Raw genomic sequence first — 23,794 nt, 5'->3', positions numbered from 1 at the left:
TGGAGTTGGTAAGCGTCCAATGTGAATCATCGAGCATTGAAGATTGTATAAACAATATGCTATCAAAGTCAAGGGAACTGCTGTCCCCCCTGCCGGGGTCTATTGTTTCCTCCAAAATAAACCTCACGTTCGGTGCTTTCATGAACCTCACGGTAACAATGTTGCTGGACGACCGGGATGATATGAAAAAAGGTATCCTTGCAGACTACGCCCACGGAAAAAACAAGGAAGACGCCATAAGCAAGACAATGGACAAGATCAACAGGCTCCTCCCGAAGAACGCCAGGGTCGTTGACTTCGAGGTAGGTACATATACAACCCCCGTGACCAGGAGAACCTACGCCGTCGTGGTCGTGGTCTACAACGCGCCCCCCTCTGAGAAGCCCCTCAACGAGTTCACAATAAAGGAGCGCAGGGAGCTCCTGGCGAGAATTCTGGAGACGTTCAACCACAACCCCCGCGTCCTCAACATCTCCGAAATAGCGAGGATGTTCGGGGTCTCGAGGGACTCGATATACTACGACATCGAGCAGATACTTAAGGAGAAAAAGAAGGGACGGATCAGCCGGTAGCGCTTATCGGGGCAGGGGTTGCTGACAGTATGAAGAGCACCAGCGCCGCCAGCGCCAGGGCGATTCTCTTCTTCGATATCGGGGACACCTCGTCAAGGGCGCCGGGGTTGCCCATGGCCCCCATCATGAGGACGAGGATTCCCCATATCAGCCATCCCACCCAGAGGAAGCTCATGCCTATGAGCACGAGCCCAACGGCCGTGGTCAGGTAGCGGTGCGTTCTCTCGCCCAGGAACGCCCTCGCTATGTGGCCCCCGTCGAGCTGGGCAGCGGGGATGAGGTTCAGGAAGGTTACCAGTATTCCGACCCATCCCGCTATGGCGATCGGATGGAGGAACACGCCGCTGGTCTCAGGGAACGTCACCACGTACTTCTCTATGAACATGAAAAAGAGGTTCTCGCCGAAGGTTATTCCCCCTTCCGTTGGGGGTACCATGCTGATGGGAATCGGAACCGACAGCTTTAGTCCTATTATGCTGACGGGGATGGCAACGAGAAAACCCGCTATCGGGCCGCTCACGCCGAGGTCGATGGCGGCGTCCCTCGTTGGCAGGGGGGATTTCACCCTTATCACAGCGCCCATCGTTCCGAGCATGCTGGGGAACGGGATGAAGTAGGGCATCGTGGCGCGGACGCCGTGGTATGCCGCAGCTATCTTGTGACCCAGCTCGTGGGTTCCGAGTATCGCCATGACGCTTATTGAAAATGCCAGCGCGTTGACGTAGGGGTTTCTTATCCCCGGCAGGCCGTATTCGTCGAGGAGGGAGATGTAGCTCAGGGAGAGCCAGTACCCTGCGAGGAACGTGGTGAATATCGTCGCGATTAGGAAGACCCAGGGGAGCCAGCGGTTGTCCTCCTTGACCTCTCCGGCGGGGAAGACGTAGAGGAGAACCTTCCCCCCGCGCCTCTTGAGGGCCGCCCAGTAGCCGAGCTCCTCGAGCTCCCTCAGGACCCTTTCAAAGTCCCCCTCCAGAATCTCCCTGACCTCAAATGTGAAGACGTTGCCCTCGACCCCGCGGGGCTCGATGACGTAGAACTCACTCAGCTTTGCCTCCACGGCAGGCGGAAGTGCCGCGGGATGAACGGTGTGGATAGGAACGCGCGAAGAGACTGGTGGTTCGTTCGTGGCTCCGGGGATTCCTGCCTCAAAGCCCACCAGAACCATGTCTCCGCCGCATGCGGGGCAGCTTTTCTCCAGAACCGGCTCGCTGGAATCGACGACCTCCCTGTGGCCGCACCTGACGCACTCGTAAATTCCCCTCGACATTTTTCCTCCCAGAATAAAGAGTCGGGAGGGGTTAAAAACCCTACTCCCCGGGTTCGGGAACCTCCACCTCCCCGGAGTCCGCATCGACCTTAACTCGCTCCCCGCTCCTCAGTCTCGAAACGTCGATGCCATCGACCATGGGGATGCCGGCTATTATTGCACCCGTCGCGACTATGGTCTCCGCTTCACCAACGATTATTGCCTTCGGTGCCTTCCCGTTCTTTTTCAGGGCGTAGATGACGTAGGAACCGACCGTCGAGCCCTTCCCGCGGGGGAACGCGAGTATCTTCCCGGCTATGCTCTGCCCCCTTATGTCGCTCTCCGCATCGGTGACGATGCCCGTTTCGGGGTCAACGCCGCCGAGGAACGAAAGGGCTTTCCTGGAAACTATCAGCTCCCCCTCTGCCTTTCCCCCAACTATCTTCCTTCCCCTGAGCTTCATTCCCGCCACCTCACGGCGCCTCCCTTATCAGGTTCTCTGCATCGTCAAGCCTGACCTTGAAACCGAATGAGCGGAAGTAAAACGCGGATTTTCCGCTGTTGGTTGCTATACCCGAATACCATCCCTTTATCGGGGAGACAACGAAGCAGACGTCCGCTATTATTCTCCCGTTGTAGCGCTCTATTATCTCCGTGTAGCCGAGGGCATCGGCCAAAGCCTTGACAGCGCCGCTTGCCGTGATGAACAGGGGTATCCTGAGGGGCCTCCCGCGCATCCTGAGGAGCTCCGCAATCTCCTTCACCTCGCCGAGGGACGCGTGGGGACAGCCGATGAGGATCATGTCTATGTCCGCCCAGTCGTCCCTGAACTCCTCCCGTACGGCCCTAATATCGGAATCCTCAACGGTTATCGTCTCAAGTTCCTCCGCTATTGCGGTGCGGTACTCTGGGGTCTCGCCCTCCACGTGGTAGAGTGCTATCGACCCGCTCGCTGCCATCGCCGCCCCCATCTCCTTGAGGAACTCGGTTCTCTCGGGTTTCAGCCTCCTGAGGTAGGGCACATCGTTGCCGAGCGTCCTGCCCAGGTGGTAGCCGAGGGCCGCGTAGTCAACGAAGGTCTCCACCTCCGCGTTAACGCTGACAATCACCGTCGCTTTCCTGTTCTCGTCCAGGTGGAGGCCGTAGTTGGGGGTCTTGCCGACTATAGCGGCGGCCAGGCTTGAGGGGCCGCCTTCTCTGTTCGTCCTTGCGCCCAGGATGGAGTTGGCGAAGCTGACGGCCGAGCTTTCGCTCCATGCTATGTGGTCGCCGAACTTCGGAAGGTTCGCGCCGTAGTAGGGGGTGCAGGTTGAGGTGATCTCGATTCCCATCCTCCTGTAGAGCTCGAGAACTTCCCTCTGTTTCTCCATGAATTCATCGTCGCCTATGCCCGCGGGGTTGAGGGTCGTGTAGACGCTGACCTTTGCGCCGGCGTCGGTGAAGTCCCTCAGGAACTCCATCCCAGCATCGCCGATGTTCTTGTAGGAAACGCCTGCAATCTGGGCGCTCTTTATCGGGATGAGTCTATCGGCACCGTAAATTTCACCGAGAGCGACGAGTATCTCCATCGCCTTCTGGAGGGCGTAGCCGTACTCCCCCGCCAGAATCAGCTCCTCCTCTTTAGTCAGGTACATGATACCACCTGTTATCTGGAGGGCATCCACTCTTATAAGCCCTCCCTTCCATTTTTGAAAGTTAGTACATGGGTATTGACCAACAGAAACCGTTATTTGATGTTTGATGATAATACTAATGCCACTTTAAGGGGGGACTTGTGATGGGAGCTATAAGAAAGGGTGCAGTGGTGTTGTTATTTTTAGTGCTATTTGGGATGGGTGCGACCCCAGCAACTGGAACAATAGCGGGCCCCACCTATGACGTTGTGTTATCAGACAATGGCCCAACGTTCTACGACAACACGGTGGTCGGTGAATGGCCCTACTACTATCCTTTCGAGATGAAGGGCAGGGTGGAGTCCTACTCGACCTCCTGGTACTCGGGCTCAGGAACTTCACATATTGCGGTGATTGTGCTCGGGACATACGACCTCGACTATGCCTCGGCGAAGCTCACGAACACCGCGGGGTATTCCATGTACAGGACGTACTCTTCGGCCACGTTCACGGCGAACTTCTACTACCCGTTCCTAGACGACGCCGACGGCGGACCGAGCTCCACCCTTACAATGAGGTGGCACTACAAATTCATCGGGGGAGGGGGATACTGAGGAGGGATGAATATGAGAAGGTATCTGGTCCCGATAGTTGCGCTGGTGCTCCTTGGGGGAGTGTTGAGCACGGCCTACGCCCTTTCCCAGCCGCCGGCACAGAAGACGCTTGTGGTAGCCCTGGAGAACATGAAAACGTACCGTTTTACCCGTGAGGTCAACTTCAACCAGTACCGGGTCTATGTAGTTGATAACGGAGATTCAAGGAGCATCAGGAAACAGTTTCTGTACACCGGCAGAATGATGGCGACGGGCAGCGTGGATCTTACCTCTGGCAGAGTCCAGGAGCACGAGGAGTTTTACATAAACGGTTCACTGGTCATGGAGGGAGATGCGCTCGTTGACCTCAACACGGGGAGGATCTCGGGAACCGTGACCCTGGCGGATGGAACGAGCATGGACATAGTAACATTCTGGGAGAAGTACTATGGTATCAGTCAGGAGCAGGCGCTTGAGGCGATTAAAGCGAACCTTCCCACCCTGCTACTTCGCAATGTCGCCGTTAACTCCGGAAACGTCCAGATAGTCGGAGACTCCCCATCCCTGATGGACAGGATCCTGATGGGTCTCGGGCTGAAGGAGAAGCTCTTCAAGTACCGCATTCAGGTCGGAAGCGGAAAGGAGTGGCGGGTGCTTGTAACGTCCAGGGGCGTCCCGGTGGAGTTCGAGTACACGGACCCCGACGCCCACATGGTGATTCACATCACCCCGGAGGAGTAATCCTGTTCGCTCTTTTTATTTTTGCCTGCCTCGGGGAGCATCCGCAAAATTTATAAACCCTCCACGGTTCACTAACTAACGGGTCGAGCAGCGGGGTGGGGCAGCTAGGAGTGCCCGCCGGGCTCATAACCCGGAGGTCGGAAGTTCAAATCTTCCCCCCGCTACCAACTATTTTGTGCATTGCTGGCCCTTGTATGGTTACTAGTGTTCTTTTTCAGTCATTGGGCTCTTGAATCCCTTTCATCGGAGAGCGAAATATTTTTATGGTTCCGTTGTTACTGCTATTGGTAGTCATGCGGCGAATTAAGGATCTGGATATTGATGAACTTCGTGAGATTGTAGAACGTGTGAAGGCACTGCGTTCTGAGGGACACAGCTACGGGGGAATTGTGAGAATGATTTCTGATGAATACAATGTCCGACTATCAAAGGCAACTGTGATTCGGTGGTCTAAAGGTACGCATAGTCCATTTAACCGAATCAAAGCTATTTCCATGGAGCCCTCCTCCGAGCTTTCCTACATAATCGGTGTTTACTTGGGGGATGGTAGCATCCACATGAAGGACAACGGACGGTACGTGGTTAAACTTAAGGTCATTGACCGGGAATTTGCGGAGGCGTTTGCCAACGCTTTAGACAAACTCGGGATTAAGGCCACGATGGGATTTGAAAGGGACTCAACCCGCGTGGATAGATTTTACGTGGAAGGAAGCAATAAGGCCCTATTTCGGCTCCTGAGTGGTTCTCGGGAGAGGCTGCTTTCTCTGGCCGGCGAATATCCGGTTGAATTCCTCAAGGGGTTCTTTGACAGTGAGGGGTTCCCGACAATATCCGCCGGAAAGACCTTTGCAGTACAGGTTGCCGCGGTCAACTCTGATCTGGTGGTTTTGGAGTTCGTTGGAAAGCTGTTGGGAGTACTCGGGATAGGCTCCAAAATATCCAAACTGTATTCGAAGGGGCATAGAGTCGTTATCCGCGGTGAGGAGTACTCGTCAAACGTTGATATGTTTATCCTGTGGATTTCTCGCTTTGAGGACGTCATGAGGTTTGCCAGGGAGATTGGTTTCACTGCATGGAGAAAAGAAGCAAAACTCAGGCGAGCGATTGAATTAAAACTCCATTACCCAAATAGGAAGGCCGTAAGGTTATGGCATGAGGAGTACGAGAAGGGAAGCAGGGGATACGTCCCGAGGGCAAACCTTTTTAAACCTACCCTCAATTCCCAACGCGAAGGGGCGGCTGGCGGGAGCTGGCCGTCACCGGGAGGTGTATGGTATGGCAAGGATACACGCGAGAAAGAGGGGTAAATCAGGTTCTAAGAGGCCACCGAGGACCGCTCCGCCGACCTGGGTCGAGTACACGGCGGAGGAGGTTGAGGGGCTCGTTGTTAAGCTCAGGAAGGAAGGCTACAGCGCTGCCATGATAGGAACCATCCTCAGGGACCAGTACGGAATACCGAGCGTCAAGCTCGTCACCGGTAAGAAGATAACCAAGATCCTTGAGGAGAACGGCCTCGCGCCGAACATCCCGGAGGACCTCATGGCCCTCATCAGGAAGGCCGTCAAGCTCAGGAAGCACCTCGAGATGCACCCGAAGGACAAGCACTCAAGGCGCGGTCTCCAGCTCACCGAGAGCAAGATCAGGCGCCTCGTCAAGTACTACCGCAGGACCGGCAAGCTTCCGGCCAAGTGGCGCTACGATCCGGAGCAGGCCAAGCTCCTGGTCCGCTGATCCCTTTCCTTCTTCTTAAACCTGCGGTGGTGAACCTGCCGTGGATAGAGAGGCGTTTTTGGAGCGGGCCAGGGAAGGCGCCGAACTGATCAAGATGCACATTGAGTTAGGGCACACCATCCGCATAATCTCCCACCGCGACGCTGACGGCATAACCGCCGGGGCGATCCTGGCAAGGGCTGTTGCGCGCGAGGGCGGAACCTTCCAGCTCAGCATCGTCAAACAGGTGAGCGAGGAACTCATCAAGGACCTGGCCGCTGAAAAGCACAGGATATACGTCTTCAGCGACCTGGGGAGCGGCTCGATGGGTCTCATCGAGAAGTACCTTGAAGGCGCCACGGTCGTTGTTGCTGACCACCACCCGCCCGAGAAGGAGAGCTTCTCCACGGAGTCCCACGTTCTCGTTAACCCAGTCCCCTTCGGCGCCAACAGCGTCCGCGATCTCAGCGGCTCGGGCGTTGCCTACTTCGTCGCCAGGGAGATGAACGAGAAGAACCGTGATCTGGCCTATATCGCCCTCGTCGGTGCAGTCGGCGACATGCAGGAGATAGACGGCACGTTCCACGGCATGAACACGGACATCATAGAGGATGGAAAGGCTCTCGGCATCCTGGAGATCCGGAAGGAGCTTCGCCTCTTCGGACGCGAAAGCCGGCCTCTGCGCCAGATGCTGGCCTACTCCACCAACCCGGAGATTCCCGAGGTAACCGGCGATGAGCGGAAGGCCATAGAGTGGCTCCGCGCCAAGGGCTTCGATCCGGACATGAAATACTGGCAGCTCCGCGAGGAGGAGAAGCGGAAGCTCCACGATGCACTTGTGATACATCTCATCAAACACGGCGCCCCCAAGGAGGCCATAGACAGGCTCATCGGGGACGTGGTGGTAAGCCCGCTCTACCCGGAGGGCGACCCCCGGCACGAGGCAAGGGAGTTCGCCACGCTCCTCAACGCCACAGGCAGGCTGAACGCCGGGACGCTGGGAGTTGCGATATGCCTCGGCGACGAGGATGCCTACAGGCGCGCCAGGAAGATGCTTGACGATTACAAGCGGGAACAGATAGAGGCCAGGAAGTTCATAATCCAGAACTGGAGCATGGCGGATGAGGGAGAGCACGCCTACGTCTTCTACGCGGGCAGGAGCATCAGGGACACTCTCGTCGGCATCGCCGCCAACATAGCGATAAACGCCGGGCTGGTTGACCCAGAGAAGCCGGTCGTGGTGCTGGCCGACAGCGACGAGGATGAGAGCCTCGTGAAGGGCTCCGCAAGGACAACCGAGAAGGCCCTGGCTAAGGGCTACCACCTCGGCGATGCACTGCGCGAGGTTGCGGAGAAGCTCGGCGGAGAGGGCGGAGGGCATGCGATAGCCGCAGGAATCCGCTTCCCGAGGGACAGGATCGAGGAGTTCATCAGGCTCTTCAACGAGGCCCTTGGAAAGCAGGTGGGGGGAAAATCCGGTGAGGATTGACGCCAGGGTGGAGATGGTCTGGCACTACGGCGATCCGAAGAGGGCGGAGGCCATAGCCCGGTCCCTCGAGGTGGACAACGCCAGCATTCCGGGTGGCCTAAAGAAAAGTTTAAATGTGCTGACCCGATGGGAAAATGGGGACGTCATAACAAAGGTTAAATACTCGGGTGAGATTGAAACACTCATCAAAGCGCTGGACGATTTGGTGTTTTCAATCAAAATCGCCGAAGATGTAACCGAAAAGGTGTGAAGTGGAGGTGTTAAGATGGCAAAAGTTAACCCAAGGAAGAAGGCTGCCGCTACCAAGGATAAGTGGAAGAGCAAGGAGTGGTATATAGTTTACGCTCCGGACTTCTTCGGGAGCAAGGAGATAGGCCTTACCCCGGCCGACGAGCCGGAGAAGGTCATAGGAAGGGTCATCGAGACCACCCTCAAGGACCTCACCGGCGACTTCACCAAGGGCCAGGTCAAGCTCTACTTCCAGGTCTACGACGTCAAGGGCCAGAACGCCTACACCAAGTTCAAGGGCCACACCCTCTCGAGGAGCTACATAAGGAGCCTCGTCAGGAGGAGGACAACCCGCGTTGACGGCATCTACAACGTCACCACCAAGGACGGCTACAAGCTCCGCGTCATGGGCATGGTCATCGCCTACCGCAGGATTCAGACCAGCCAGGAGAGGGCCATCAGGGAGATCATCAGGGACATCATCTACAAGAAGGCCGAGGAGCTTAACTACAAGGACTTCGTTCTTGAGGCCGTCAGCGGCAAGATGGCCGCCGAGATGGCCAAGGAAGCCAGGAAGATCTACCCGATCAAGAGGGCCGAGATCAGGAAGATCAAGGTTCTCGCCGAGCCGGAGGCCTGATGGCCTCTCAATTCTCTATTCTCCGATCTTCTGCCGCGCCCACATGCTTTTAAATACCCCCGCGAGTGTTCTCTGGGGGTGAGAGTGTGAAGTTTCTCGTGAAGACCCAGAAGGGTATGGAGGGTGTCGCGGCCAATTATATAAGGGAGGCACTTCCGGACGCGGAGATATGGATCTCCCCGATGGGCTACTACGGACTCGTCATCGTGGAGGCTGAGGACGAGAACGCGGGCGAGGTGATGCTCGGTATTCCCGAGATCGAGAGGATCATTCCCGTTCTCGCGGAGGTTCCGGCCGAGCTCGAGAGGATCGTTGAGACCGCCGAGAAGGTGGCCCCGCTCATAGGGGAAAACGAGACCTTCGCGGTGAAGACGAAGAGGCGCGGAAAGCATGGGTTCTCAAGCATCGACGTCAACAGGGAACTCGGGGCAAAGGTGCGCGAGCTCACGGGCGCCGACGTGAACCTCAGCTGGCCGGACAAGGTTGTTCGGGTCGAGATAATCGGGGACAGGGCATACGTTTCGGTTCTCCCGGGCGAAGAGTTCAGGAAGTTCACTCCCGACAAGAGGGACGCAAGGGAGCTCTTCCGCAAGGTCACCGTGGTTCAGATGCCGTACTGGGGAGGCCTTAAGGTCTGCCGCTCCTTCGGGGAGAAGATCGGAAGGGCCGCCCAGGCCTTCGAGGTGAAGGAGCTCATAATAGCCCCGAAGGGGAAGATGGACGCCCTTGAGCTGGCCGAGTTCATCAAAGGGGTCAGGGTTGGTCGGGAGAGCAGGCACAGAATACAGCGTGAGAGCTATCCCTGGAAGGTTGAGAAGGTTCCCGTCAGCGTGTGGGACCTTTACCAGGTGGTTCGCGACAAAAAGAGGGACAAAAGACTCCTCATAATAACGGATCCCAAGGGTCCCACCATAGCACAGGTTGGGGAGAAACTTGCGCGCGACATGTTCCATGCAAAGGAGGTCGTGGTGTTCATCGGCTCCCGTGAGGGTATCCCGAGGGGCCTCTTCAGGTTCGCGGATTACGTGATCGACCTTGCCCCGTACATGACCTTCGCCACAGAGCACGGCATTCCAGCGGCACTCGTGTCCCTCTGGGAGGTTTACGAGGAATACGCGGGTAAAGGGGAGGAAAAAACCTGAGTTTTTCTTCAATTCTTCAATTCTCGAATTATGCTTTGGCGAGGCGTCAGACCCTAAGGTCGTCCTCACCGCTCGGGAATCCGCCGTAGTCATCATCCGCCAGGGGAGGATCCCCGTGGAGGTTTTAAAATCTCACGCTCCACCGAGGAGGTAGAACAAGCCAGCGCCCACGAAGCCGCCCAGGAGCGAGGCTAGGAAATTGGTGGAGTTGTTGTTGGTGATGCCCTCGTTCTCCAGGGTGGCGCCTATTAGGCTGTCCAGATTGACCCCGATGAAACCGCCGAGGGTCACCGCGAGGAGCATGAGGCCCTTGTCCGAGGTCAGTGGGAGGGCAAAGGGTGCTATCGCCAGCGCTCCTGCGAGGGCGAAGAGCTCGCCTGCCCATGATACAGCGCCGTTGGTTCCGGGTCTGGCGGGTTTGAAGTTGGTTATCAGTTTCGGGCTTCTTCCGAAGACCTTTCCAAGCTCGCTGGCGAGGGTATCCCCGTTTGCTGTTGCGATGGCCGCGAACGTGGCCGCCCAGAAAACATCCCTCTGGGACAGGTACTCGAAGGCGAGAAAGATGGCGGCAGCGAGTCCGTTTCCGAGGACGTTGCCCCAGCTCCGGACTCCGTTTCTGCTCTGGGCCGTGCCGAGTTTGACCTTCTCCATAAACCTGTATTTAGTTGCAAGAACGCCGATGACAACGAAGGCCACCATGGCCAGGAACGGATAAATCCCGCCGAGCTCTATGACGACAAGCCCCAGCGCCGCCGCCGCTGCGGCACCCTTTGCGTCGAGGGCCTTGAACCGGTACGAGCCGAGGCCCAGCCCAGCGACCACTGCCACGTCCACGGCGATTCTTTCGAGCATCGTTGCCACCTTGGTGAAGAAGTGCTGCGGGGCGTTTATTATTCTTTCTCTCGGCGGTTGACGAAGGAAGTAAAGGAAATCAGAGAACCTCGAACTTGACGGTCTCGGTCACGAAGGTTATGTCGAGCTTGTCGATTCCGGGTATCTTCCTGGAGACCTCTGCGATGATTCTCTCGAGCTCCTCCTTCATGTCCTTCGGCCCAACTATGTGGACGACCAGGCTGTGGGAGCCAATGGCGCGCTGGATGATCTTGATGTTCTCGTCCTCGACCAGGATGGGGATTATCTCGTCGATGTTGACCGACGGCTTGAGGGTTATTCTGAGGATCACGTGGACGTAGCCGAGGGCATCGTAGTCGGGTATGACGGTGTACTTCTTTATGACGCCGTTCCTCTCAAGGCGGTCCATTCTCCTTGATATCCTCTGCCTGGTGGTGCCGAGAATCTCAGCGAGCTCCTTATAGGTAAGGCGGGCGTTCTTTGAGAGGAGCTTTAAAATGCGGATGTCGATTCCGTTTATTTTATCGGCCATCTCTTCACCCCCCAGTGTTTTTAGTCCTGGTTGGTCATTCGATTATAAAAATGTTTCTATAAGTTGGATTATTTCTAACCCTCCGGTCACTCTATGGGCACCCAATCGCCCTAAAACCCGGTTATACGGTGGAACCAGTTGTTACAGTGGAAGATCTTTATCCCTCAATGTCCTCATCGGGTTCTCCCCATCGATTCTTGTCCCTGACCCGGTACTTGTTCACGCTTTTCTCCAGCGCGTTGAGGAGGTCGATGCCGTAGTGGTTCGCGATGCAGGCGAGTGCAAAGACCACGTCGCCGATTTCCTCCTCCAGACCTTCCTTCTCCCCCGTGCCTTTGACGCCCTCGACCTTCAGAAGCTCGTCAGCCAGCTCCCCGACCTCCTCCACCAGCGCCGCGAGCATCTCAAAGGGGCCCCAGTAGCCGCCGAACTCCCTGACGAGTATGTCAACTTTTTCCTGGTGCTCGTTCACGTCACACCAGCCCCTCGCGGACCTTTGCAAGGTATTCCTCGAGCACATCTCTGTTGATTCTGTAGAAGTGCATCTTGCCCTCCTTGCGCTCGTCTATCAGGTTCAGGGTCTTTAGGGTGCGGAGGTGGTGGCTTATCAGGGTCTGGTCCTGCTCGAGTATCTTGGAGATCAGGCACACGCACATCCAGTTGTCCCTCAGGAGCTTGAGTATCCTGAACCTCAGGGGGTTGGATATCGCCTTGAGGAACCTTATCATCTCGTCATCGATGTGGATGTCCACTTCCCTGTCGAGGTCTGGCATGCTGCATGTCTCAGAACACTGCATTACTGTCCTCTTCTGCTTCTCGTCCAGCTTGTCTAGGACGTCACGCACCTTCATGTCCAACACCAAAACTCTTAGTGCGGCCCACCTTTTTAAGAATTTTCATATGAACAGGCGTCGGTTTCTTGAGCGGTGGCTTTAGTCCACTATCTCCATCCTGATGCGCTCGCCGCTGCTTGAGTATGCCCTAACGGCGTCTTCCGTGAAGGGATACGCTATTATCAGGTGAACGCCCCCGAACTTCGAGAAGAAGTGGAGGTCCGCCTGTGAGGGCCAGGCGCTCGGGCCGGGGTGTGAGTGGACGGTTCCCTTTATGCTCTCGTCGTAGGGCAGCATCCAGGTGTCGAAGAAAGCCGAACTCGTGCCGAAGTGCGGGTTGGGGGCTATTAGAACCTCCTCGAAGACCCCAGCTTTCTCCCTCAGGAAACCGGCGAACTCGTTTGGGTAGAACTCTCGCGCCAGCTCCAGCAGGTATTCGAGCAGTTCCCTCCGTATTCTCACGACGTCCATGCTTTCACCTTCTTGTCCATGAAAATAGGAAAAACTCAGAGGACGGCGACGGCCTCTATCTCGACCGCCACGCCCTTGGGCAGGTTTGAGACCTCAACAACCGCCCTGGCGGGCTTGGAGCTGGAGAAGTAGCGGTTGTAAACCTCGTTGAACCTGGCGTAGTCGCCCATGTTCCTGATGTAAACCGTGACCTTCACCACGTTCTCGGCGCTTCCCCCGGCGGCCTCGACCACCGCCAGGAGGTTCTCAATGGCCACCCTGGCCTGCTCCTCTATGTCTCCCTCCACAAGTTCCCCGGTTTCGGGGTTTATCGGTATCTGTCCTGAGACGAAGAGGAGCCTTCCTTCCGCGATGATCCCCTGGCTGTAGGGGCCTATCGGCCTGGGGGCCCTCTCGGTAAAGACGGTTTCCTTTTCCATTCTCCCACACCCCAAAATGAATCAGCGAAGCGAAGACTCCTCATCGCGGCTGGGGCACCGCTCGGGTGTCCTCGGCTTCATCACTCTCCTCGGGTTCACTTCTTCTCCAGGTACTTCTCAAGGCTCTTGGCCGGAACGTCGAGCGGCAGGCCTATCTTCTCCAGGGCCTTCCTCAGGGCGTAAACACGGGCATGCTCAACGAACGGCCTGGGGGCGTAGTTCTCGGCCGGGAAGTGCATGTACTTCTCAACGACCGCCGGAATCTCGGCCTTTTTAACCTTCTTGAACTCCCCGAACCATGCGTCTATCCCGTCCACGTCGATGCCGGCGTAGACGGGGAGCTTCAGGGTTATGCTCTCGTTTATGCTTGCGAGGAGCCTTGCGACGTCTGCCATCGGCGTCTTGTCATCGATTATGAGCCTCCTAACAGCTCTCCACTTGCCGTGCTCCGCGCTGAGGTGGAACGCCGTGAAGTTGACGTGGTCCTCGTTGTACGGGAAGACTATCCTGACCTCGCTCAGCTGCTCTTCGGGGTAGTCCACGGGGACTTTCTTGGAGAGAACCTCCCTGACGAGGAGTGCCTTGGCGACGTCAACGAGGTGCTTCCTGAGCTTCTTGTCGTCCTCGAAGACGAGCTGACCCAGCTTCCTCGCGGTTCCGGGCGACTTGAGCGCCACAACGGCATCGCTCAGGTTCTTCTGTGCCAGCTCCTCGGCGAGGCTCGCTATTCCCGCGACGTTCATGACCTCCGTGAGGTACTCCGGTATCTTCGCGTTGACCGTGTTGGCGATGCTCGCTATGAAGTGAGCCACCTTCTCATCGTTCATATCGAGGAGCCTGTCCGCCACCTTCCAGTTCCCGTGATGCGCCGTAAACACTATCTGATCCTCTACCCTCATCGCTTTCACCATTCATTATGGATTCTATGCACTATTTTAGCTTTTTCTCAGGTGCCTCAAAAAAGTTATAAATCGCCCCGAGCATTCAGAGTTGAGAGAACGAAAGAGGGAAGAAAAATGGGGGACAAAGAAAAGATTGAAGAGGCCCTGGCCCCCAGGGAGTACGGCGAGAGCCTGGAGCTGGGCGTGGATTTCAGCACCACAGAGGAGATCAAGGTTCCGGAGAAGCTAATAGACCAGGTCATCGGCCAGGAGCATGCCGTTGAGGTCATCAGAACCGCGGCAAACCAGAAGAGGCACGTTCTTTTAATCGGAGAACCTGGAACCGGCAAGTCCATGCTCGGTCAGGCCATGGCGGAGCTTCTCCCGACGGAGAACCTCGAAGACATACTGGTCTTCCCGAACCCGGAAGACGAGAACATGCCCAAGATAAAGACCGTTCCCGCCTGCCAGGGAAGACGGATAGTCGAGAAGTACCGGGAGAAGGCCAAGGGCCAGGAGAATATAAAATCGTACATCCTTCTGTTCGTTATGTTCACCGTCATGCTCGCCCTTTTCATAGACTTCAACTCGACGACGCTCCTGATGGGTCTCTTCGTCGTTATCCTCACCATAATGGCGCTCTCAAACATGCGCCTCAAGGGCTCCGTTCTCGTCCCGAAGCTTCTCGTGGACAACTGCGGCAGGAACAAGGCACCGTTCATCGACGCCACAGGCGCGCACGCGGGCGCGCTCCTCGGCGACGTCAGGCACGACCCGTTCCAGTCCGGCGGCCTCGGAACGCCCGCCCACGAGAGGGTGGAGCCGGGAATGATACACCGTGCCCATAAGGGAGTCCTGTTCATAGACGAGGTGGCGACCCTGAGCCTCAAGATGCAGCAGAGCCTCCTCACCGCGATGCAGGAGAAGAGGTTCCCGATAACCGGCCAAAGCGAGATGTCGAGCGGTGCGATGGTCAGGACCGAGCCGGTCCCGTGCGACTTCGTCCTCGTTGCGGCCGGAAACCTCGACACCGTTGACAAGATGCACCCGGCATTGCGCTCCCGTATAAGGGGCTACGGCTACGAGGTTTACATGCGCACGACGATGCCGGACACCCTGGAGAACAGGAAGAAGCTCGTCCAGTTCGTCGCACAGGAGGTAATCCGCGACGGAAAGATACCCCACTTCACCAGGGAGGCCGTTGAGGAGATAGTCAGGGAGGCCCAGAAGCGGGCCGGCAGAAAGGGACACCTCACCCTCCGCCTCCGCGACCTCGGCGGTATCGTTAGGGCCGCGGGCGACATAGCCATAAAGAAAGGCAAAAAGCACGTCGAGAGGGAGGACGTGATAGAGGCCGTCAGGATGGCAAAGCCGCTCGAGAAGCAGCTCGCAGACTGGTACATCGAGAGGAAGAAGGAGTACCAGGTCATCAAGGCGGAGGGCAAGGGAATCGGCCGCGTGAACGGTCTCGCCGTCATAGGCGAGCAGAGCGGTATAGTCCTGCCGATAGAGGCGGTCGTCCCCCCCGCCGCCAGCAAGGAGGAGGGCAAGATTATCGTCACAGGAAAGCTGGGTGAGATAGCAAAGGAAGCCGTGCAGAACGTCTCGGCGATAATCAAGCGCTACAAGGGTGAGGACATAAGCCGCTACGATATACACGTCCAGTTCCTCCAGACCTACGAGGGTGTCGAGGGCGACTCGGCGAGCATAAGCGTGGCCACCGCGGTTATATCCGCGCTGGAGGAGATACCGATAAGGCAGGACGTTGCCATGACGGGCTCGCTCAGCGTCCTCGGTGAGGTGCTCCCGATAGGGGGTGCCACGCCGAAGATAGAGGCCGCAATCGAGGCCGGCATAAAGACCGTCATAATCCCCAAGGCCAACGAGAAGGACGTCTTCCTCAGCAAGGACAAGGCGGATAAGATACAGATATTCCCGGTCGAGACCATCGACCAGGTCCTCGAGATCGCCCTCGTGGACAACGAGAGGAAGGATGAGCTTCTCAGGCGCATAAGGGAAGCCCTTCCGCTTTCCCTTTGAACTTTCCTTCCCTTTTCTTCCGTCGTTTGCGGCTTCTCCTGGTCGCCACATTTCGGTTCGTGGTTCCCATTCATGTCCAGAAATGCTTAAAAAACGTCCCATCCACGTTACCCACGGAGGTGAGCTAATGCTCAAAGTTGAGAACCTTCACGTCTCGGTAGAGGGCAGGGCCATACTCAAAGGCCTCACCCTTGAGGTGAATCCAGGTGAGTTTCACGTCGTCATGGGACCGAACGGCTCAGGGAAATCAACGCTGGCCCTCACAATAGCGGGTCATCCAAGGTACTCCGTGGAGGGCGGAAGGATACTCTTCGACGGGGAGGATATAACCAGCCTTGGGCCCGACGAGAGGGCCAAGAGGGGAATAATGCTGGCCTTCCAGCACCCCCACGAGGTCGAGGGCGTTAGGATCATCGAGTTCCTTCAGCAGGTTCTGGTTGAGACGAAGGGCGTTGATCCCGTGGAGGCCTACGACAGGATAGTCAAAAAGGCGGAGGAGCTGTGGTTCAGGGAGGAGGATCTCCACCGCTACGTTAACGTTGGCTTCTCAGGCGGCGAGAGAAAGCGGCTTGAGCTCCTCCAGGCGCTCCTCATAGAGCCGAAGCTTCTCATCCTCGACGAGCCCGACAGCGGCGTCGACGTTGACTCCCTGAGCGTCATAAGCCGGAAGATAGAGGAGCTCCACCAGAAGGGAACGGCCATACTTCTCATCACCCACTACGGCAGGATACTCGGACACCTAGATAGGGAGAAGCTCAGGGTTCACGTGATGAAGGACGGCAGGATTGTGAAGACCGGTTCTGGAGAGCTCGTTGACAGGATAGAGAGCGAGGGCTTCGGCAGGATATTCGAGGAGGTGGGAGAATGACGATAACCGTTCAGGAGGCCAAGGAGATAATCGCCCAGGAGATAGAGAACCTGGCGGAGAGGAACAGGGAACCAGAGTGGATGACGAGGATAAGGTACAAGGCCCTGGAGGCCTTTGAGAGGGCACCCCACAACGACCCGGTCATAAGCGAGGAGGAGCTGCTTAAGTTCATCGCCAAGCCCGAGATAGCAGGCGTTCCCGAGAACATCGAGAGCCTCGACGACCTGCCCCCGGAGATGAAGGCGCTCCTCGACAGGCTCGGCATAAGCGAGGTCGAGCAGAAGTACATAGCCGGCCTGGCGGTTCAGACAGACACCGGGGTCATCTACAACGAGTTCCTCAAGGAATGGGAGAAGAAGGGCCTCATAGTCCTGCCCATGGAAGAGGCGGTCAAGAGGTACCCGGACGTCGTTAAGAAGCACTTCCTCCAGATGTTCCGGGCGGACGAGAGCAAAATGACCGCCTACCACACCGCGGTGTGGAACGGTGGAATCTTCCTCTACGTCAAGGAGGGTCTCAAAGTTCCGTTCCCGCTGCACCTGTTCTTCCTCATCCAGGAGAGCGCGCTGGCCCAGGCGCCGCACATAATCATAATCGCCGAGAAGAACACGGAGTTCCACCTCATCGAGGGTTGCACCGCGCCGGTTTTGCTCAAACACTCCCTCCACCTCGACATGACCGAGGCCTACATCCACGACGGCGCTAGGGCCCAGCTCACCGTCCTCCAGAACTGGCCGGAGTACGTTCACACAAGGCCGATGACCCGGGCGAGAATCGGAAAGGGGGCCCGCTTCATCAACACCACCGTTGGTCTGGGAACGGGTAAGAGCAACGTGGCCAACCCCAAGTACTGGGTGGACGAGAACGGCTACGTCGAGCTGAACGGCATAATCCTTGGCCAGAAAGACTGGTACGTTGACCTCGGCGGCGAGATGTACCTTCGGGGCAGGGGCGCCGCTGGAATAAACGCCAGCAAATCAGTCATAATGGACGAGAGCACCGTCATAACCCGCGGTATCATACGGGCGGAGGCGCCGAAGACGAAGGGACACATAAGCTGCGATGCACTGCTGATGAGCGACAGTGCCACGATGGAGACCTACCCCGGACTCGTCAGCAAGGTCGACGATGCCGAGCTCAGCCATGAGGCCGCCATAGGAAAGATACGCGAGGAGGAGCTGTTCTACCTGATGTCGCGCGGTCTGAGCGAGGAGAAGGCGACCCAGCTAATCGTCAAGGGCTTCCTCGAACCGATGCTCAAGGACATACCGATGGAGTTCCTCGTCGAGATAAGGAAGATAATCGAGCTGGCAGTGAGTGGGGGCATGTGAGCCCCTGTGGTTCTTTAATTCTTCAATTATTTAATTCATTCTTCGCATAGTTCCTCAACCAGCTCGACGACCCTCGGCAGGGCCCTTTCAACTTCCTCGGTGAGCTCCATCCCGAGGTCTATCTCCTTGGCCACGACGCCGATGAAGTGTATATCTGCCTTGGCGAGGCGTTCGTCCATCGCCATCAGGAGTTTGAGCCCGTCTATCGCCCCCATAAAGTGTGCGCTCCTTATCTCGGCCTTCAGCTTTTTGAAGACCTCCTCGCCGCTCAGGTGAATTATCTCGCCCGGCCGGAACTTCTCGCTCAGTATGGCATCCATGATTATCAACCGCTCCTCCCCTTTGTAATGGGCGGAGAGCATGAATATGTCCGTGCCAACGTCGAGGACGTTGTACCCCTTCTCCGCGAGTATTCTGCCGGCCTTCAGCCCGATTCCATCGTCCTTCATCAGCTCGTTGCCGAGTGCAAGGATTAGAGTTCTCAAGCTCTCACCCCGTTACAATTTCAACACCTTCCACCTTCGCGGGGCCGAAAAAGTCGTCATCGAGGGTCGCCAGTGCAAAACCGTGCTCTATGCAGGTCGCGAGAATCAGTGCATCGTTGGGGAGCATGGCGTACTTTTGGATGAGTTCTTTAGCGATTTCAGTTGTTTCCCGGGTGATTTCCACAAAGGCATAGTCCGAGAGAATCTGAAAAACTATATCGAGTTCTCTTGGTAACCTTTTGGGATTCCCCTTAATCGTTCTGGGGGCCTTCCCTGAGTAATGCCCCATCATCACGTAGATAACTTCACTGAAAACTGCGGGATTAATGAAGAGCACATTATTCTCATTGAGAAGCTTTGAGATGGAGCTAATGGCTTTCGGGTTGCCTTTAAGGTACTCAACTATGACGGAGGTGTCTACCAACGTGTGCCTCATAGTACTCCTCCTTAAGTTCCTTCCAGGATTTGTCCGTCTTGAGGATTCCTTTCACTTTCTCCATGTTCTCCTTCAGTCGCTCCTTGTTGCGGAGAAACCTGGCCATTTCCTCAACGTGTTTCTTAAACGAATCCATGTATTCATCTGGAACCTCAACCTGAATCGTTACCTTACCCATACCCTCACCATAACTACCTCGTTCCTGCACTTTAAAAAAGTTGAGAAATCAGAGCCTCGCCACGTGCACTGAACAGGAGATGCACGGGTCGTAGGCGCGAACGACCATCTCGGTGAGGTACTTGAGCCTCTCCGGATCGTCGTTGTAGTGCTTCTCCGCCATCATCCTGACGTGGACTTCCATCATGGCGAAGTTGTAGGCCGTTGGAGTTATGATGTCCGCGTAGGCAACCCTTCCGTCCTTGACCTCGAGGGCGTAGGTGACGATTCCGCGCGGGGCCTCGGTGGTGCTGACGCCGAAGCCGTCTTTCACCTCAACCCTGTCCTTCGGCGCTATCGGCCACTTGGCGAGGGCCTCGTCTATGAGGTCTATGCCGCGCTCGATAAAGTAGACCAGCTCAAGCGCCTGGGCGAGGTTGTTCGCGAAGGGGTTGGTCGGCCTGAGCAGGTCCTTGTGGCTCTCGTAGAGCTCTCTGGCCCTTCCGTAGAGTGTCTCCGCGTTGTTGACCAGCCTTGGAAGCGCACCGACCATGAAGGGCTTCTCGCCCTTGTAGAAGCTGTGCTTGGCGAAGCTGTGCTCGACGACCTTCTCGACGATGTGCTTCTTGTAGTCCTCGACCGGGAACTCGAAGCCGTCGCTCACCTTGATGTAGTCGCCGTAGATGCCGTAGACATCTCCCCTCGGCTTTACCGCCACGTGGATTATCGGCCCCTCGACCTCCTCGTACTGCTCAAGCTTGGAGAACAGCTCGAAGGTGTACTCCGCCTTCGGAAGTGCTTCGCTGAGGCGCTTCTTCATGGTTTCGAGGGTGGCCTTGTCGGGCAGCTTGCCGAAGCCTCCGAGGACGACGTTCTCCTGGTGTATCGCCCTCGCTCCGAGTTCGTCCATCATCCAGCTTCCGAGGTTCTTTAGGTCGAGGGCGATGCCTATCTCCTTCTTGTACTCGTTCACCATCTTGAGCGGGTTGGAGTAGCCGAGGTAGTCCGGGAGGACAAGGAGGTAGAGGTGGAGGGCGTGGCTCTCTATCATGTCGCCGATGTAGAGGACCTCTCTGAGGGCCTGGATTTCCTCGCGCGGGGTGAAGCCTATCGCCTTCTCAGCGGCTTCAACCGCGGTAAGCTTGTGGGCAGCCGAACAGAATGAGCATATCCTCGGGTAGACTGCCAGGGCCTCATCGAGCTTCTTACCGAGGGTTATGGCCTCGAAGAACCTCGGGCCCTCTATGATGTTGAGCCTGACCTCCTTGACGCCATCGTCTCCGACGACTATCTCGACGCCGCCCTTGCCCTCAACGCGCGCTATGTGATCAACGGTGATGGGAAGGTAGAGGTTCTTCATTCTTCCACCTCCTGGAATATCTTCTCAACCATCTCCTCGAGCTTCGGGTTGTGGGCGTTGAAAATCTTCATGCGCTGGAGTATTTCCTCCTTGCTGATTCCCTTCTCCTTGAACGTCCTGGCGAGTGAGTCGAACCACGCTACATCGTAGCCTATCGCTCCCCTGCAGCCGATGCATGCCACTCCGAATCCTGGGCACCTTGCGTCACAGCCGGCCCTCGTTATTGGTCCAAGGCACGGCTCGCCCTTCTCTATGAGTACGCACGGGTGTCCCTTCAGCCTGCACTCGACGCAGACAGGGTAGTCTATGTCCTCCGGCCACGAGCCGACGAGGAAGGTGCCGAGGGCGTAGAGGAAGTCCTTCTTCTCCGGCGGGCAGCCGTAGATGCGGTAATCAACCTTGATGTAGTTCTCCACCGGCTCGGCCATCTTCGGCTCGAACTTGACCTTCCCGTCGCCGTAGACGGTCTTCCAGAGCTCTTCGAGGCTCTTGTCCTTCTCCCAGCTCTGCACGCCTCCGTGGACTGCACAGGAGCCAACGGCAACCACTATCTTCGCGTTCTCGCGTATCTTCTTGACGAGCTCGACCTCCTCCTCGGTGGAAACGCTCCCCTCGATGAAGGCTATGTCCACCGGCTCGTCCTCGTAGCTGTCCCTCTCGACCATGAACCAGCAGACGATTTCCGCCTTTGGTAACAGCTGAAGGAGCTCGTCCATCATGGCCAGCTGGAGCTGACAGCCGTAGCATGAGGTGAGAGCGTAAAACCCAATTCTGACCTTTCCTTCCATCCCCACCACCTCAGTCCAGCAGGCCGGGCGTTGATACTATGTCGAAGTACGTGAAGACCGGGCCGTCCTTGCAGATGTACTTCCAGCTCGTGCTCGTTCCGACGTTGCAGTGGCCGCACTTTCCTATTCCGCACTTCATCTTCCTCTCCAGCGTGACGAATATGTTCTCCGGGCGGTAGCCGTAGTTGATGAGGGACTCAAAGACCGACTTGTACATCCTCGGCGGACCGCAGATGGCTATGGCGGTCTTCTTCGGGTTGGTGTTTGCTTCAACTATGAAGTTCTGTGGCCTTCCGTGGAGTCCCGGCCACTCGGGGTCACGCGTAACGCTCTGGATTATCTTGACGTTCTCGGCCTCGGCGAGGTCCTTCATGGCCTCGAGCTCCTTGTAGAAGAGGAGGTCCTTTCCGTAGCGGGCGGTGTTGATGAAGGTTATGTTGCCGTACTTCCAGCGGTTGTCCATGGCATAGAGGAAGACGCTCCTGAGCGGGGCTGTACCGAGGCCTGCAGCTATAAGGAGCAGGTCCATTCCCTCCCAGTCGTCAACGGGGAAGCCGTTTCCGTAGGGACCGCGAACGAGGACGGTGTCACCGGGCTGGAGCTTGTGGATGACCGTGGTGACCCTTCCGGCCTTCCTGATGCACAGCTCGAAGAATCCCTTCCTCATCGCGGAGGAGCAGATGCTTATCGGAACCTCACCGACACCGGGGATTGTGAGCTGGACGAACTGTCCCGGCTTGAAGGTCCACTTCTCGGCCAGTTCAGGATCCTCGAAGCGGAACAGGAACAGCTTCTCGGTCTCGGTCAGCGGATAAACCTTGAGAACCTTGGCCCTGTGGAGGGCGTAGGGGTTCTCGTCCGGCATCATAATCTCCTTGGGAACTACCTCGCTCATATGTCCTCACCCCTTATCTCTGAAGCGTAGGCGAATCCCCTCTTCGGGATCTCCTCACTTATCTCCCCTGGGCACGTCTTCTCCTCAAGTCCCATGATCGTGCGCAGGTTCTTCACGAAGTTTATGCCCGCCGGGCAGAAGTATGTGCACCTTCCGCAGCCGACGCAGTAGCTTATGCTGAGTTTCTCGTTGTAGGAGTTCTTACAGAGGTACCTGTTGCGGAAGCGGTCCTTCTTGGTCGGCCTGAAGTTGTGGTTTCCGGCGACGAGACCGTGGCTCCTGAGCTGGCAGGAGTCCCAGCGCCTCTCGCGATAGCCGGTTTCGCCATCGAGGTTGACTATGTCCTGCACCTCGTAGCAGCGGCACGTCGGGCAGGTGGTGTTGCAGTTGCCGCAGGCGAGGCAGATGTCGGCCTGCTCGTCCCACATCGGATGCTCCATCTCGAGCTCGAGCAGGTAGCGGAGGTTGCTCCAGTCCTCGTGGTACTTGAACGCATTGGAGCGCCTGTTCTCAAACTCCCTGAAGTTGCAGATGTCCTCGGTGGTGACCTCCTCGAAGAGCTTGATGTTCTTGTCCACTATCCTGTGCCCGGTGGGAGTTCCGACGCGGACGAGCCATCCGTCGGGGAGCTCGTGGAGGAACAGGTCGAAGCCGTCGTCAGCGAAGTCGGTCTCGCGCAGGTTGCAGAAGCAGTACTCGTCGGGCATGCAGCTGATGCCTATGATTATGCCCTTCTCTCTGCGGACCTTGTAGTACTTGTCAGGGAGCTCGTCGAGGTAAACGGTGTCGAGCACCTTGAGGCCGAAGATGTCGCAGGCGTGGAGACCGAAGAGCACGAAGGGCTCGACGTCCTCTATGACTTCCTTATACTCCGCCTTCGCCAGGTTGAACTCGAAGAGCTTCTCCCTGGGCAGGAAGAAGAATTTCTTCGGCGGCATTATGGTCCTGTTGTAGTTGAACTCGACCTTCCTGACGTCGTCTATTTCCCTAAAGTCGTAGAACTTCTCGGATATCTTAACCGGGGCGTAGAGTTTGCCCCACTCCTTCAACCTTTCAAGGAAAATGTGGGTGTTCTCCTTTGGGAGTTTAACGTATCTCAAACCAACCACCTCCAATGAACATAACCAGACACGTGCTCATGTTTATTCCCTCAATTGATGCTTGGCCGGAGGTTAAAAAAGCGTTTTTAAACCCGAAAATTCTAAACCAAAGGTTGAAACGGTTTTGTTTTCGTATGATGCATGATATAAAACAAAAGAGTTTATTCTTTTTTCTGGTCACGCCGGAATTTAAGTGTGCATTTCTGATTTTAAGGCTCCAGAACCTTTAGTTTTGGAAATACGGTTTTGGAAAGCCCTTTAAGAGGATGCTCCACACCTCCGGATGAACATAGATGGCAACATGCACTCCTGTGTTCACCATCGGGGGGAGTTGGATGCGTACTATCGTCACGTGCTTTCACTGTGGTATCGG

Annotated in this window: 29 protein-coding genes and 1 tRNA gene; 13 read left to right on the top strand and 17 right to left on the bottom strand. The window is 56.6% G+C overall.

The genetic code is table 11. The features are described 5' to 3' along the window. The first annotated feature begins 140 nt into the window (after positions 1–140). Positions 141–572 carry an HTH domain-containing protein gene (locus GQS_RS02560; RefSeq protein WP_014012106.1) on the top strand — a complete coding sequence of 144 codons (432 nt, stop codon included), beginning with the start codon at positions 141–143 and terminating at the stop codon, positions 570–572. Here the strand turns inward: GQS_RS02560 and GQS_RS02555 are convergent. Genes GQS_RS02555 through GQS_RS02545 form a run of 3 tightly spaced genes read right to left on the bottom strand, consistent with a single transcriptional unit; the run spans position 562 to position 3,452 of the window. Then, on the bottom strand, positions 562–1,839 hold the full coding sequence (locus GQS_RS02555) for a site-2 protease family protein (protein WP_014012105.1): 1,278 nt from the start codon (positions 1,837–1,839) through the stop codon (positions 562–564). The two genes, GQS_RS02560 and GQS_RS02555, sit on opposite strands and share 11 nt — an antisense overlap. 40 nt (positions 1,840–1,879) lie before the next feature. Continuing rightward, positions 1,880–2,281, bottom strand: a complete 402-nt coding sequence (locus GQS_RS02550) for a DUF126 domain-containing protein (RefSeq protein WP_014012104.1) — start codon at positions 2,279–2,281, stop codon at positions 1,880–1,882. Between the two features lie 10 nt (positions 2,282–2,291). Further along, complete coding sequence (locus GQS_RS02545; protein ID WP_014012103.1) at positions 2,292–3,452, bottom strand: aconitase X catalytic domain-containing protein; 1,161 nt, start codon at positions 3,450–3,452, stop codon at positions 2,292–2,294. A 197-nt stretch (positions 3,453–3,649) separates the two neighbouring features. Between GQS_RS02545 and GQS_RS02540 the strand changes: the two genes are divergently transcribed. The 9 genes from GQS_RS02540 to GQS_RS02500 all read left to right on the top strand — a co-directional run bounded on the left by GQS_RS02540 (position 3,650) and on the right by GQS_RS02500 (position 9,974). Then, positions 3,650–4,045: a hypothetical protein gene (locus tag GQS_RS02540; protein ID WP_014012102.1), complete on the top strand. Its 396-nt coding sequence runs from the start codon at positions 3,650–3,652 to the stop codon at positions 4,043–4,045. Positions 4,046–4,057: 12 nt separating this feature from the next. Further along, complete coding sequence (locus tag GQS_RS02535; RefSeq protein ID WP_014012101.1) at positions 4,058–4,765, top strand: hypothetical protein; 708 nt, start codon at positions 4,058–4,060, stop codon at positions 4,763–4,765. An 89-nt stretch (positions 4,766–4,854) separates the two neighbouring features. Continuing rightward, positions 4,855–4,932: transfer RNA gene (locus GQS_RS02530), tRNA-Met, on the top strand. Between the two features lie 126 nt (positions 4,933–5,058). Continuing rightward, positions 5,059–6,072, top strand: coding sequence for an LAGLIDADG family homing endonuclease (locus tag GQS_RS02525; protein WP_048056621.1), 1,014 nt, complete (start codon positions 5,059–5,061; stop codon positions 6,070–6,072). Next, a complete protein-coding gene (locus GQS_RS02520; RefSeq protein WP_014012099.1) occupies positions 6,041–6,496 on the top strand; it encodes a 30S ribosomal protein S15 in 456 nt (151 codons plus the stop codon). Before GQS_RS02525 ends, GQS_RS02520 begins: the two co-directional genes overlap by 32 nt. A gap of 40 nt (positions 6,497–6,536) precedes the next feature. Next, positions 6,537–7,964, top strand: coding sequence for a DHHA1 domain-containing protein (locus GQS_RS02515; RefSeq protein ID WP_014012098.1), 1,428 nt, complete (start codon positions 6,537–6,539; stop codon positions 7,962–7,964). Beyond that, positions 7,954–8,214: a KEOPS complex subunit Pcc1 gene (locus tag GQS_RS02510; RefSeq protein WP_014012097.1), complete on the top strand. Its 261-nt coding sequence runs from the start codon at positions 7,954–7,956 to the stop codon at positions 8,212–8,214. The genes GQS_RS02515 and GQS_RS02510 overlap by 11 nt, the downstream gene beginning before the upstream one ends. A 15-nt stretch (positions 8,215–8,229) precedes the next feature. Further along, positions 8,230–8,832: a 30S ribosomal protein S3ae gene (locus GQS_RS02505; protein WP_014012096.1), complete on the top strand. Its 603-nt coding sequence runs from the start codon at positions 8,230–8,232 to the stop codon at positions 8,830–8,832. Positions 8,833–8,918: 86 nt separating this feature from the next. Next, on the top strand, positions 8,919–9,974 hold the full coding sequence (locus GQS_RS02500; RefSeq protein WP_014012095.1) for an SPOUT family RNA methylase: 1,056 nt from the start codon (positions 8,919–8,921) through the stop codon (positions 9,972–9,974). A 132-nt stretch (positions 9,975–10,106) separates the two neighbouring features. Here the strand turns inward: GQS_RS02500 and GQS_RS02495 are convergent, their stop codons facing one another. The 7 genes from GQS_RS02495 to GQS_RS02465 all read right to left on the bottom strand — a co-directional run bounded on the left by GQS_RS02495 (position 10,107) and on the right by GQS_RS02465 (position 13,980). Beyond that, positions 10,107–10,826, bottom strand: coding sequence for a DUF92 domain-containing protein (locus GQS_RS02495; RefSeq protein WP_014012094.1), 720 nt, complete (start codon positions 10,824–10,826; stop codon positions 10,107–10,109). Between the two features lie 79 nt (positions 10,827–10,905). Continuing rightward, positions 10,906–11,358, bottom strand: coding sequence for an Lrp/AsnC family transcriptional regulator (locus tag GQS_RS02490; RefSeq protein ID WP_014012093.1), 453 nt, complete (start codon positions 11,356–11,358; stop codon positions 10,906–10,908). A 157-nt stretch (positions 11,359–11,515) separates the two neighbouring features. Next, the gene (locus tag GQS_RS02485) at positions 11,516–11,830 is read right to left on the bottom strand and encodes a MazG nucleotide pyrophosphohydrolase domain-containing protein (RefSeq protein ID WP_014012092.1); all 315 of its coding nucleotides are present in this window, start codon (positions 11,828–11,830) and stop codon (positions 11,516–11,518) included. A gap of 1 nt (position 11,831) precedes the next feature. Next, a complete protein-coding gene (locus GQS_RS02480; RefSeq protein ID WP_014012091.1) occupies positions 11,832–12,209 on the bottom strand; it encodes a helix-turn-helix transcriptional regulator in 378 nt (125 codons plus the stop codon). Between the two features lie 81 nt (positions 12,210–12,290). Next, positions 12,291–12,662, bottom strand: a complete 372-nt coding sequence (locus tag GQS_RS02475; protein ID WP_014012090.1) for a Mov34/MPN/PAD-1 family protein — start codon at positions 12,660–12,662, stop codon at positions 12,291–12,293. Between the two features lie 35 nt (positions 12,663–12,697). After that, positions 12,698–13,081, bottom strand: a complete 384-nt coding sequence (locus tag GQS_RS02470; protein WP_014012089.1) for a RidA family protein — start codon at positions 13,079–13,081, stop codon at positions 12,698–12,700. Between the two features lie 95 nt (positions 13,082–13,176). Further along, positions 13,177–13,980 carry a DUF2666 family protein gene (locus tag GQS_RS02465; protein ID WP_014012088.1) on the bottom strand — a complete coding sequence of 268 codons (804 nt, stop codon included), beginning with the start codon at positions 13,978–13,980 and terminating at the stop codon, positions 13,177–13,179. Between the two features lie 117 nt (positions 13,981–14,097). Between GQS_RS02465 and lonB the strand changes: the two genes are divergently transcribed. From lonB to GQS_RS02450, 3 genes are all read left to right on the top strand, one after another. Further along, entirely contained in the window at positions 14,098–16,002 is a 1,905-nt protein-coding gene (gene lonB, locus GQS_RS02460; RefSeq protein WP_014012087.1) for an ATP-dependent protease LonB, read from the top strand. 127 nt (positions 16,003–16,129) lie between these two features. Beyond that, complete coding sequence (sufC, locus tag GQS_RS02455) at positions 16,130–16,870, top strand: Fe-S cluster assembly ATPase SufC (RefSeq protein ID WP_014012086.1); 741 nt, start codon at positions 16,130–16,132, stop codon at positions 16,868–16,870. Then, positions 16,867–18,201: a SufD family Fe-S cluster assembly protein gene (locus tag GQS_RS02450; protein WP_014012085.1), complete on the top strand. Its 1,335-nt coding sequence runs from the start codon at positions 16,867–16,869 to the stop codon at positions 18,199–18,201. Before sufC ends, GQS_RS02450 begins: the two co-directional genes overlap by 4 nt. 35 nt (positions 18,202–18,236) lie before the next feature. Here GQS_RS02450 and GQS_RS02445 read toward each other — a convergent pair whose 3' ends face one another. The 7 genes from GQS_RS02445 to hydB are packed head-to-tail and all read right to left on the bottom strand — an operon-like array spanning position 18,237 to position 23,421. Further along, complete coding sequence (locus GQS_RS02445) at positions 18,237–18,686, bottom strand: hydrogenase maturation protease (RefSeq protein WP_014012084.1); 450 nt, start codon at positions 18,684–18,686, stop codon at positions 18,237–18,239. 4 nt (positions 18,687–18,690) lie between these two features. Then, a complete protein-coding gene (locus GQS_RS02440; RefSeq protein WP_014012083.1) occupies positions 18,691–19,122 on the bottom strand; it encodes a type II toxin-antitoxin system VapC family toxin in 432 nt (143 codons plus the stop codon). Continuing rightward, positions 19,085–19,300 carry a hypothetical protein gene (locus GQS_RS02435; protein ID WP_014012082.1) on the bottom strand — a complete coding sequence of 72 codons (216 nt, stop codon included), beginning with the start codon at positions 19,298–19,300 and terminating at the stop codon, positions 19,085–19,087. Before GQS_RS02435 ends, GQS_RS02440 begins: the two co-directional genes overlap by 38 nt. 48 nt (positions 19,301–19,348) lie before the next feature. Further along, entirely contained in the window at positions 19,349–20,638 is a 1,290-nt protein-coding gene (gene hydA / locus GQS_RS02430) for an NADPH-dependent hydrogenase/sulfhydrogenase 1 subunit alpha (RefSeq protein ID WP_014012081.1), read from the bottom strand. Next, positions 20,635–21,426 (bottom strand): NADPH-dependent hydrogenase/sulfhydrogenase 1 subunit delta, encoded by a 792-nt coding sequence (gene hydD / locus GQS_RS02425; RefSeq protein WP_014012080.1) that lies wholly within the window; start codon positions 21,424–21,426, stop codon positions 20,635–20,637. Before hydD ends, hydA begins: the two co-directional genes overlap by 4 nt. 10 nt (positions 21,427–21,436) lie before the next feature. Further along, positions 21,437–22,321, bottom strand: a complete 885-nt coding sequence (gene hydG, locus GQS_RS02420) for an NADPH-dependent hydrogenase/sulfhydrogenase 1 subunit gamma (RefSeq protein ID WP_014012079.1) — start codon at positions 22,319–22,321, stop codon at positions 21,437–21,439. Then, the gene (gene hydB, locus GQS_RS02415; protein WP_014012078.1) at positions 22,318–23,421 is read right to left on the bottom strand and encodes an NADPH-dependent hydrogenase/sulfhydrogenase 1 subunit beta; all 1,104 of its coding nucleotides are present in this window, start codon (positions 23,419–23,421) and stop codon (positions 22,318–22,320) included. The genes hydG and hydB overlap by 4 nt, the downstream gene beginning before the upstream one ends. Between the last annotated feature and the right edge of the window lie 373 nt (positions 23,422–23,794).

Origin of the sequence: Thermococcus sp. 4557 (genome assembly GCF_000221185.1) — an archaeon.
Taxonomy (GTDB): domain Archaea; phylum Methanobacteriota_B; class Thermococci; order Thermococcales; family Thermococcaceae; genus Thermococcus.
Note: the sequence above shows the minus strand (reverse complement) of the source record. Positions and strands in the feature narration are given on the sequence as shown.